Source organism: Acinetobacter sp. BZX-2 (assembly GCF_055179795.1).
Map to the genome: position 1 here is coordinate 3661312 of NZ_CM143686.1, position 13076 is coordinate 3674387.

General features: G+C 45.4%; 1 protein-coding gene. It reads right to left on the minus strand.

Annotated elements, in window-relative coordinates; genetic code table 11:
* Positions 1-130: 130 nt before the first annotated feature.
* The gene (locus ACY45D_RS17210; protein WP_463107793.1) at positions 131-12997 is read right to left on the minus strand and encodes an Ig-like domain-containing protein; all 12867 of its coding nucleotides are present in this window, start codon (positions 12995-12997) and stop codon (positions 131-133) included.
* Between the last annotated feature and the right edge of the window lie 79 nt (positions 12998-13076).

Consider the following 13076-nt stretch of genomic DNA (forward strand, 5'->3'; position numbering starts at 1 on the left):
TGACATAAATCACATTTTAAAGGATATATTGTAAATAAACGACATTAATTTTGTAGCTTTATTTAATAATTAATACAAAAAAAGCCACATCGTAATGTGGCTCTTTTTAGTTTCACTTATGAATCTAGTTTTAATGCAGGATAATATTGTTATTTAACAAATCTGCTAATTCCAACTTACCTGTCGCTTCTAAAATCAAGAATTGGCTACTTGCATAGTCAGTTCCAGCACCATCTCGATCTATACTTAATACTGTCGATATTGCATTCGTCTCAGCATTCGTCACCGATTCGGCGGTTAAGTACTGTGCAATATTACTGTCCGTAATGCTCACACCTGTCTCTTGCTCAATTTGTGCAATCCAATCACTGATATCTAGCTTGTCCTTCGCTACGTCAAAGTGATTCCAAATATCCGTCACTTGCGTACTTTGATCACCCGATGAGCCGTCATAAACCCCATCGCCATTAATATCAACAAAGTCTATGCTTTTATTACCATCAATATTGAGTGAATCATCACCATTACGATCAATCCAATCATTCAGGTTGCTATTACCAAATGTACCTAAGTCAAATTGTGAACCATAACCATTGCCAATCGTGGTTCCTGTTTCTCCTAAATACGCTCCTCCACTATTCATATCAGCTGTGATCGTATCTAATACTTTGTACACCAAGGTCGTCGCTACACCATTTGAGTAGATTGCATCGTTATCACGGGTACTGGTGTATTCTTGGTACACCAGTGAGTCGTGCCAGTCTTCACTTCCCGTGGTATCCGCCTGACCTTTGATGTATTGCACTGGTGCATTCAAGTTATTATATGAACCCAACACGCCATAAGCTGTTGGTGGATACAAGTTACCACCTTCTGCAATGGTCTGATCTATGGACTGGTCATAACGATATTCCATCGGTTCATTCTGCGCTAAGCCTTGCAAGTGGACTGGAACAACTCTTAAACCCGCGATCTCACCTGCTGGTATTGGATTCACACCGTTATAGCTAAACTCCCAGTAACCTTTGTTAACTTCAACCGTCGTCGTCAGTACTGTACCATTGCCTAAAGTCAGATAGACTTGAGTTTCTCCCCAATATCCATTGCCCTCGTAACGTTCTGCAAAACCTGCAAGGTTGCCATTGTCATTGTAGAATTTAATACCATCTGTTTCCATAAAGGCCAATGCACTAAATCCACCTAAATAACTGTATGGTGTGTAATACCAATTAGCATAGGTTCCACCATTAAACTCCCTCAAAGGTGATGAGATGTCTTGAATAAATTGTGGGTTAATGGATAGATTGCCTGCATCATCCACCGTTTCAAACACGTAGTTTTTAAAGCTGTCCATATGCGCAAGCAACGCCGATAGATCTAGTTTGCCATTGGCATCAGTATCCAAACCATCAACTGTTGTAAGTTCTGTCAGCTTTTCAATATGTTCGCCACGGTACTCTTGTTCATAGACTTTAAAATTGCGCTCACCTGTTTCGCTAAATTGGAATGCAGCATTTTGGGTATCTAGTCCGCCCTGTGTTGAAGGTTTCAGTGAGGCTGTGAATTTACCCACTGCTGCCACATTATCGACACGGTAGTTTTGTGCAGTTGTTTCATCTGTACCACCCTCATAGACTGTTGCGCTATTGCCTGCGACATCTGTGATCACTGCACGGAACTTACGACTTTCGTCATTGATTTGCTGCGCAGACCAATCCACGTCATACGATGAAGTGTTATTCGCAGCGATCGTTGCTGTATTTAGATCAGTCCAAGTACCATTTACCAATGTTTGGTAAATCACTTGTGCGCCTGCTTCGCCTGTCACATTCAATGTAAACTGAGTGTCATTCGAGTAGAAGTCTGTAGCGGAAACGCCTACATCTTCATAGTTACTCATTGAAATTGCAGGTGTTGGAACACTGATTGTTGTATCAACAATCACGTTCTGTGTATCAGTTGCTCCCACATTACCTGCTCGATCTACGACATGTGCTTGAACTGTATAAGCTCCATCCGCAAGCGGATTAGCAGTATGATCAAATGTCCAAGTTCCATTGGCATCACTAATCGCATCATTCCAAGTCACACCACCATCTAAACTGATCTGAACTTTTTCATCAGCGCCTAATGTTCCATTGACTTTACCGTTAAATAACAAAGTATTGTCATTGGTAATAAAGTCTGTCGAAACACCACTATCATCAGTAATTCCTAAAATTTCAACTGTTGATGTAGGTGCAACTGTGTCTACTGTGAAGTTGACTGGTGCTGTCTTCGGACTTTCGTTACCCGCTGCATCTTTTTGTGAGATTTCAATTGCATGTGGACCTTGTGCCAAGTCAGTCGTTGGCGTGAAGCTCCAGTTGCCTGTTGAGTCTACCACTGCTGTACCAATTTCTACGCCATTGTCATAGATGCTAATGGTATTGCCCGCTTCGCCTGTTCCTGTCAGTTCAGGGCGTACATCATTGGTCGTGTCTCCTTCTCCAATGCTACCTGTCACTGGGGCAACGTCATCGTTGATGTCGTCCAAGGTCGGAGCTGCAGGTGGCGGAACGCTATCCACTGTGAAGTTGACTGGTGCTGTCTTCGGACTTTCGTTACCCGCTGCATCTTTTTGTGAGATTTCAATTGCATGTGGACCTTGTGCCAAGTCAGTCGTTGGCGTGAAGCTCCAGTTGCCTGTTGAGTCTACCACTGCTGTACCAATTTCTACGCCATTGTCATAGATGCTAATGGTGTTCCCAGCTTCGCCTGTTCCTGTCAGTTCAGGGCGTACGTCATTGGTCGTGTCTCCTTCTCCAATGCTACCTGTCACTGGGGCAACGTCATCGTTGATGTCGTCCAAGGTCGGAGCTGCAGGTGGTGCTACCGTATCTACTGTGAAATTCACTGGTGCTGTCTTCGGACTTTCGTTACCCGCTGCATCTTTTTGTGAGATTTCAATTGCATGTGGCCCTTGTGCCAAATCAGTCGTTGGCGTGAAGCTCCAGTTGCCTGTTGAATCTACAACTGCTGTACCAATTTCTACGCCATTGTCATAGATGCTAATGGTATTACCCGCTTCGCCTGTTCCTGTTAGTTCAGGGCGTACGTCATTGGTCGTGTCTCCGTCTCCAATGCTACCTGTCACTGGGGCAACGTCATCGTTGATGTTGTCTAAGGTCGGTGCTGCAGGTGGTGCTACCGTATCTACTGTGAAGTTGACTGGTGCTGTCTTCGGACTTTCGTTACCCGCTGCATCTTTTTGTGAGATTTCAATTGCATGTGGACCTTGTGCCAAATCAGTCGTTGGCGTGAAGCTCCAGTTGCCTGTTGAATCTACAACTGCTGTACCAATTTCTACGCCATTGTCATAGATGCTAATGGTGTTCCCAGCTTCGCCTGTTCCTGTCAGTTCAGGGCGTACGTCATTGGTCGTGTCTCCTTCTCCAATGCTACCTGTGACTGGGGCAACGTCATCGTTGATGTCGTCCAAGGTCGGAGCTGCAGGTGGCGGAACGCTATCCACTGTGAAATTCACTGGTGCTGTCTTCGGACTTTCGTTACCCGCTGCATCTTTTTGTGAGATTTCAATGGCATGTGGCCCTTGTGCCAAGTCAGTCGTTGGCGTGAAGCTCCAGTTGCCTGTTGAATCTACAACTGCTGTACCAATTTCTACGCCATTGTCATAGATGCTAATGGTGTTGCCCGCTTCACCTGTTCCTGTCAGTTCAGGGCGTACATCATTGGTCGTGTCTCCTTCTCCAATGCTACCTGTCACTGGGGCAACGTCATCGTTGATGTCGTCCAAGGTCGGGGCTGCAGGTGGTGCTACCGTATCTACTGTGAAATTCACTGGTGCTGTCTTCGGACTTTCGTTACCCGCTGCATCTTTTTGTGAGATTTCAATTGCATGTGGCCCTTGTGCCAAATCAGTCGTTGGCGTGAAGCTCCAGTTGCCTGTTGAATCTACAACTGCTGTACCAATTTCTACGCCATTGTCATAGATGCTAATGGTATTACCCGCTTCGCCTGTTCCTGTTAGTTCAGGGCGTACGTCATTGGTCGTGTCTCCGTCTCCAATGCTACCTGTCACTGGGGCAACGTCATCGTTGATGTCGTCCAAGGTCGGTGCTGCAGGTGGTGCTACCGTATCTACTGTGAAATTCACTGGTGCTGTCTTCGGACTTTCGTTACCCGCTGCATCTTTTTGTGAGATTTCAATTGCATGTGGCCCTTGTGCCAAATCAGTCGTTGGCGTGAAGCTCCAGTTGCCTGTTGAATCTACAACTGCTGTACCAATTTCTACGCCATTGTCATAGATGCTAATGGTATTACCCGCTTCGCCTGTTCCTGTTAGTTCAGGGCGTACGTCATTGGTCGTGTCTCCGTCTCCAATGCTACCTGTCACTGGGGCAACGTCATCGTTGATGTCGTCCAAGGTCGGTGCTGCAGGTGGCGGAACGCTATCCACTGTGAAGTTGACTGGTGCTGTCTTCGGACTTTCGTTACCCGCTGCATCTTTTTGTGAGATTTCAATTGCATGTGGCCCTTGTGCCAAGTCAGTCGTTGGCGTGAAGCTCCAGTTGCCTGTTGAATCTACAACCGCTGTACCAATTTCTACGCCATTGTCATAGATGCTAATGGTATTACCCGCTTCGCCTGTTCCTGTCAGTTCAGGGCGTGGGTCGTTGGTGCTATCTCCCTCTTCGATGCTACCTGTGACTGGTGCAACGTCATCGTTGATGTTGTCCAAGGTCGGAGCTGCAGGTGGTGCTACCGTATCTACTGTGAAATTCACTGGTGCTGTCTTCGGACTTTCGTTACCCGCTGCATCTTTTTGTGAGATTTCAATTGCATGTGGCCCTTGTGCCAAATCAGTCGTTGGCGTGAAGCTCCAGTTGCCTGTTGAATCTACAACTGCTGTACCAATTTCTACGCCACTGTCATAGATGCTAATGGTGTTCCCAGCTTCGCCTGTTCCTGTCAGTTCAGGGCGTACATCATTGGTCGTGTCTCCTTCTCCAATGCTACCTGTCACTGGGGCAACGTCATCGTTGATGTTGTCTAAGGTCGGTGCTGCAGAAGCAGTACTATCAATCGTTACTTCTTTGCTTGATGGTGCAGTATAATTACCCGCTTTATCAATCACACGAGCATCAATAGTATGCTTACCATCGGCCAATACATTTGCAGTATTATCTAAACTCCAAGTTCCATCCGCATTGAGCGTTGCATCTTTCCACACTCCGCCATCTATACGAACCTGAACTTTATCTCCAGCTTGCAATTGCGTTGCATCTGATACTTTCCCACTAATCACTAGACTTGGATCATTGGTCAAAAAGTCATTTGCAAGACCTGAATCTTCGGTAATACCCGTAATTTCAGCGACAATCGTTGGTGCAGTAATATCAACTACAACATTGAATGGAGACGAAGGTAAGCTTACATTACCCGCAGGATCTATTTGCGTTACTGTTAAGTTATGTGAGCCTTCAGTCAAACCTGGTGCTGGAATCGTATAGTTCCAATGACCATTCGGACCTGCTGTAACAGAGCCAACTGGTTTACCTTCATCATAAATAATTACCACATTCCCTGCTTCAGCAGTACCTTCTAGAGTCGGTGTTTTATCATCGGTAGAATCACCTGATGCCAATAAACCTTGCACAACACCTACATCGTCAGATACAGAATCGATCGTTAATTGACTTGGTTTTGTTGCATCAATTTCCAAATCATATTGTGATTGTGCTGTACTACCATTTGCCAAAGTCACAGATGCAGTATAAGTATGTGCACCATCAGCCTGTTGAGGCAATTCAATTGACCATTGACCTGTTGCATTAGCAGTGGCTGACCCAATAACAGTATCCGTTTGGTCTTTAATTATGACCACTTGATTTGCAGTTGCAGTTCCCGAAAGTATTGGTGTGTCATCATTTGTTAATCCACCATCACTGATTGGACCTGTTTTAGGTGCTTGATTGTCTGTCGCAGTTTCAATATTTACAGCTGCCACAGTTGTGCTTACAGTAAAGTCTAAAGGTTCACTCTTATCACTTTCATTTCCAGCGGGATCTGTTTGTGTCACTTCAAGCGAATGTGGCCCTTCCGTTAATGGTGTTGTAGGTGTGTATGTCCATGTCCCGTCAGGTTTTACGGTGGTTGTGCCTAGAGGTTGACCATTATCGTAAATAGTGACCGTATCTCCTGCCTGCCCCGTACCTGTTAAGGTTGGAGTCGTATCATCAGTTGTATCACCTGATTCAATATCACCAACACTTGGAGCAACATCATCGGTTGCAACAAAACTTGGTTGAGTTGGTGCTGTTGTATCAATCGTGAAATCAACTTTAGCTTCAGCCGTTTGTCCACTTGGTAACTCAGCGACAGCCGTATATTCACGGTGTCCTTCTGGTTGTGTTGGCAATGTTACTGACCATTGACCAGATCCATCAGCAATTGTTGACCCAATCGCTTGTCCATTTGAATCATGAATCGTAACCAGTGAATCAGGTTTAGTTGTACCAAAAATGATCGGTGTATTATCATTTGTAATCCCACCTTTAGCCACTGTTTCAATTACAGGCAATTGATCATCTTCAATACCATCAATTGTAATATCAACTGTACTCGTATCTACCTGAATATCGAGAGGATCGCTTTTCGGGCTCTCATTCCCAGCAGGGTCAGTATGAGTAACTTCAAGTGAATGTGGTCCTTCCGTCAATGGTGTTGTCGGTGTATATGCCCACGTACCATCAGGTTTAACAGTCGTTGTACCTAAAGGCTGACCATTATCATAAATGGTGACTTTATCACCCGCCTGCCCTGTACCTGTTAACGTTGGCGTAGCATCATCTGTTACATCACCAGAGTTAAGGACAGCTTGATCTGGACCGACATCATCGCTTGCTTCAAAAGCAGGTTTTGACGGTGCTTGAGTATCAATATTCAGTGCAAAGCTATCACTAGCTGTTTGACCATTTGGCAACGTAACTTTTGCAATATAGTCCTGCACTCCGTCAGCTTGTTGAGGTAAATCAACAGACCATTTTCCAGTTGCGTCAGCCGTTACAGAAGCAATAGGTGTTCCCGCTTTATCCGTGATCGTCACGAGCTGATTTGGATTTGTCGTACCCGCAAATGTTGGCGTGTTATCGTTGGTTAATCCATTTCTAGCAACAGCTTCAGTCACATCGACATTATCTGTTACCGATTCAATTGTAATAACAGGAACACCTGTATCTACAGTGAATGATAATGGGTCACTTTTCGCACTTTCATTACCAGCAGCATCTGTATGCGTTGTTTGTAATTCATGCGGACCATTTTCAAGTTCTGGTGATGGTATAAAAGTCCAATGACCTGTTGAATCTACAGTAGTTGAACCGATCGGCGTACCATTGTCATAAACTTCAACCACATCACCCGGTTCACCCGTACCTGTTAATGTTGGGGTAGTGTCATCCGTCGTATCTCCATCTGCAATAGAACCTGTTTGCGATCCTACATTATCATTTGCTATAAACCCTGAATTTGTAGGTGCCATTGTATCTAGTACAATTGGATATGCATCAGTCGTTGTGCTGACTTGACCCGCGCCATCTGTAGCATTTGCGGTAATTTTCTTCTCACCATCTGCACCAAGATCAGGCAATGTCATTGACCAAGTCTTATCAGGATTTACAGTAGCTGAACCCACTTCTGTACCATCAACAAACACATGTACAACAGAACCAGCCTGTCCAGTACCACTCACCGTTGGCGTTTTATCATCTGTAGTTTGAGATTTTTGTAAGTCCCCAACTATTGCGCCAAAATCATCTTGAACCTGAGTAATCGCAGGCTCTTGAGGTGGCTCACCAATAATTGTGAATGCCGTTGTAGATATAGGATTGCCTTCATTACCCGCTTTATCTACAGGCTTAGCAGTAAACTCATGTGGCCCTGATGTTAATGGATTCTCTGGCGTAAATGTCCATGTCCCATCAGGCTGCACTGTCGCTGTTCCAATCAATCCCCCCTTGTCATATACATTGACATGATCAACATCTGGGGTCGCCTGTCCTGTATATTCTGGACGGGTATCGTCTGTTGTCGTACCGTCCTGGATTTCTCCTGTCACAGCACCAACATCATCCAGTAATTTAACATCTGTCAAACTTCCATCGATTGGGGCTGTCGTATCAATTGTAATTTCTTTGCTTGATGGTGCTGTCGCATTTCCTGCTTGATCCACAACACGTGCTTCTACCGTATGCTGACCTTCGGCCAATGGGTTCGCTGTGTTATCTAAACTCCACGTTCCATCCGCTTTCAATGTTGCATCTGTCCAAATGCCACCATCTACTCGAACTTGAACCTTATCACCCGCTTGAACTTGTGTTGCATCTGATACTTTGCCGCTAATCACCAAACTTGGATCATTGGTCACAAAGTCGTTTGCAAGACCTGTATCTTCGGTAATTCCTGTAATTTCAGCGGTGATCGTCGGTGCAGTCGTGTCCACAATTACTTCAAATGGATCACTTGGAGCACTGGTATTGCCCGCTGGGTCTGTTTGAGTAACAGTTAAGTCATGCGGGCCTTCTGTTAAGCCTGGTGCTGGTAAGGTGTAGTTCCAGTTGCCTTGCGGATCTGTAACCACACTTCCTACTGGTTTGCCATCATCATAAATTGTGACTACATTACCCGGCTCTGCTTTACCTGTAATGGTTGGTGTAGTGTCATCCGTTGTTCCACCTGAAGTAAGTGGACCTTGATTTTCTCCCACATCATCTGTCACTGTATCAATCGTTGCTGCGATTGGCGCAGTAGTATCGATAGTGAGTTCTGCGGTATCTGTTGCAGTATTACCATTTGGTAGCGTTGCTGTTGCAGTGTAGGTATGTTCGCCTTCAGCTTGCGCTGTAAGCTCTACTGACCATTTACCTGCGCCATCTGTTGTTGCTGTACCTACCGTTTTACCTGTTTCGTCTGTAATAACGATTTGGGCATTCGGTTTAGAAATACCCACCACTGTTGGTGTGGTGTCATTGGTCTCACCCGCTTTGGCAATATTGCCTTCGATTGGTGTTGTATTGTCAATGAAGTTAGTAATCTGTACATCAGATGTAGAGGTATCCACTGTAAAGTTCAGTGGGTCACTCGGAACGCTGGTATTGCCTGCTGGATCTGTTTGAGTGGTTGTAATCTCGTGTGGACCATCAGTCAACGGTGCTTCTGGGGTGAATGTCCAGTTACCTGTTGGATCTACAACTGCCGTACCCAATGGTTGCCCATTATCTGAAACTTCAACGGTGGCACCCGGTTCACCCGTACCTGTAATGGTTGGTGTCGTATCATCCGTTGTGCCACCCGCAGGGATATCGCCAATCGTAGGACCCACATCATCTGTGGCAGTGATGTCTTCTGGCTGACTAGGTGCTGTAGTGTCGAGTATGATTGGGTATTCACCTGTAGCTGGGCTAACCTGACCTGCTGGGTCTTTGGCAACAGCTGTGAGTTTCTTCTCACCATCTGCACCCAAGTCTGTAACTTCAAGTGTCCATGTACCATCTGGTTTTACTGCAACTGAACCAACTTCTGTACCATTGCTATAAACGTGAACGATAGTACCCGGTTGAGCGGTTCCGCTCACTGTCGGAGTCTTGTCATCCGTCGTCGCACCTTTTTGTAAAGGATCTGTCACATCACCTACGTTGTCATCAACGCTTTGAATTGTCGGTGCCAATGGCGCTGAACCAATCACATTAAAGTCGATTGGATCTGTGGCTGTACCTTCGTTGCCTGCTGCATCTACTGGCTTGCCTATAAAGCTATGCTCTCCTCCGATCAATGGTAATTCTGGCGTGAATGTCCACGTACCATCTGGCTGCACTGTCGCTGTTCCAATCAATCCACCATTGTCATATACATTGACATATTCAACATCTGGGGTCGCCTGTCCTGTATATTCTGGACGGGTATCATCGGTACTGGTGCCGTCTTGGATTTCTCCTGTGACTGCACCAACATCATCCAATAGTTTAACGTCTGTCAAACTTCCATCGACTGGTGCTGTCGTATCAATCGTGATTTCTTTGCTCGTCGGTGCTGTCGCATTTCCCGCTTGATCTACAACACGCGCTTCTACCGTATGCTGACCTTCTGCCAATGGATTCGCTGTGTTATCTAAACTCCACGTTCCATCCGCTTTCAATGTTGCATCTGTCCAAACGCCACCATCTACTCGGACTTGGACTTTATCACCCGCTTGGACTTGTGTTGCATCTGATACTTTGCCACTAATCACTAAACTTGGATCATTGGTCACAAAGTCGTTTGCAAGACCTGTATCTTCAGTAATTCCTGTAATTTCAGCGGTGATCGTCGGTGCAGTCGTATCCACAATCACTTCAAATGGATCACTTGGAGCACTGGTATTGCCAGCTGGGTCTGTTTGAGTGGTTGTAATTTCGTGTGGACCATCAGTCAATGGCGTGTCTGGGGTAAATGTCCAGTTACCTGTTGAGTCTACAGTCGTTGTACCAATAGGCTTGCCATTGTCAATCACTTCAACAGTGGCACCCGGCTCACCCGTACCTGTAATGGTCGGTGTAGTGTCATCCGTTGTGCCACCCGTAGGGATGTTACCTACATTCGGTCCTACATTATCCGTAGCGCCAATGCCTTCTGGTTTTGCAGGTGGTGTGGTGTCTACAGTTAATACTAGTGGATCACTTGGATCACTGGTATTACCCGCTGGGTCTGTTTGAGTGGTTGTGATTTCGTGTGGACCATCAGTCAATGGGGTTTCTGGGGTAAATGTCCAGTTACCTGTTGAGTCTACAGTCGTTGTACCAATAGGCTTGCCATTGTCAATCACTTCAACAGTGGCACCCGGCTCACCCGTACCTGTAATGGCCGGTGTAGTGTCATCCGTTGTTCCACCTGCAGGGATATCGCCTACATTGGGTCCTACATTGTCCGTAGCGCCAATACCTTCTGGTTTTGCAGGTGCTGTGGTATCTACAGTTAATGTAAGCGGATCACTTGGATCACTGGTGTTTCCTGCTGGATCTGTTTGAGTGGTTGTGATCTCATGTGGACCATCAGTCAATGGCGTGTCTGGGGTGAATGTCCAGTTACCTGTTGAATCTACAGTCGTTGTACCTAGTGGTTGACCATTATCAATCACTTCAACGGTGGCACCCGGCTCACCTTTACCTGTAATGGTTGGTGTAGTGTCATCTGTTGTGCCACCCGCAGGAATATCACCTACATTGGGCCCTACATTGTCCGTAGCACCAATACCTTCTGGTTTTGCAGGTGCTGTGGTATCTACAGTTAATGTAAGCGGATCACTTGGATCACTGGTGTTTCCTGCTGGATCTGTTTGAGTGGTTGTGATCTCATGTGGACCATCAGTCAATGGCGTGTCTGGGGTGAATGTCCAGTTACCTGTTGAATCTACAGTCGTTGTACCTAGTGGTTGACCATTATCAATCACTTCAACGGTGGCACCCGGCTCACCTTTACCTGTAATGGTTGGTGTAGTGTCATCTGTTGTGCCACCCGCAGGAATATCACCTACATTGGGCCCTACATTGTCCGTAGCACCAATACCTTCTGGTTTTGCAGGTGCTGTGGTATCTACAGTTAATGTAAGCGGATCACTTGGATCACTGGTGTTTCCTGCTGGATCTGTTTGAGTGGTTGTGATCTCATGTGGACCATCAGTCAATGGCGTGTCTGGGGTAAATGTCCAGTTACCTGTTGAGTCTACAGTCGTTGTACCAATAGGCTTGCCATTGTCAATCACTTCAACAGTGGCACCCAGCTCACCCGTACCTGTAATGGTCGGTGTAGTGTCATCCGTTGTTCCACCTGCAGGGATATCGCCTACATTCGGTCCTACATTATCCGTAGCGCCAATGCCTTCTGGTTTTGCTGGTGGTGTGGTATCTACAGTTAATGTAAGCGGATCACTTGGATCACTGGTGTTTCCTGCTGGATCTGTTTGAGTGGTTGTGATCTCATGTGGACCATCAGTCAATGGCGTGTCTGGGGTAAATGTCCAGTTGCCTGTTGAATCTACAGTCGTTGTACCAATAGGCTTTCCATTGTCAATCACTTCAACAGTGGCACCCGGCTCACCTTTACCTGTAATGGTCGGTGTAGTGTCATCCGTTGTGCCACCCGCTGGAATTTCGCCTACATTTGGTCCTACATTATCCGTAGCGCCAATGCCTTCTGGTTGGATTGGTACAGTAGTGTCGATGGTAATCTTTTGTTCTGAGATTGGACCAACATTTCCAGCTTCGTCAACTGTCCGAACTTGAACGGTATAAACACCATCAGCCAGAGGATTTTTGGTATTATCATAGCTCCAAGAACCATTATTTCGATCTACAACCGTATCTAACCATGTCTTCCCACCATCCAAACTAATTTGAACGGTTTCATCCGCAGCTAAAGGTTCAGTGATTTTACCACTCAAAATCAATGTCTTGTCATTGGTAATTAAATCTGTAGAACTTAGACCTGTATCTTCAGTAATACCCGTCAATGTTGCTTTTGCAGTCGGAGAAGTTCGGTCGTTATTATCATGATCTCGATGTGCCCACCACAAAATTCCACCAGCAGTAACAACGGGAAATAGCCAAGCAATCAGCCCAGCGCTGTCATTTGAATAAAGTAACGGCTCAAGACTATCTAAACCAAGATAATTCACAGCACCGTTAGCAGAATCAAATTCAACTAAAGCAAAACCTTTGTCTTGTTCAGGAAAAACCAATGAATTATCGGCATTATTTTCATCATTAAAGAAGTTATCTACAACAATCTTTTCACCATTTTTTAAAACAATGATGACATTATTGCCTTCTCTTGTAATAGACTCTACCGCATCTTTTGTCACACCGACTTGTACAACAGATGGTTGACTCAGTACAACTTCACTCGCTTGAGTATCTTGTAATAAATCTCCGCCATTTTTAGCAACGATTACGATTCTTGTCATTATGTAGCCTCATTTTTATAAAATATGAAAAAAGATATAATCCATGACATAATAATGTGACTTATGTAACAAAACAAAC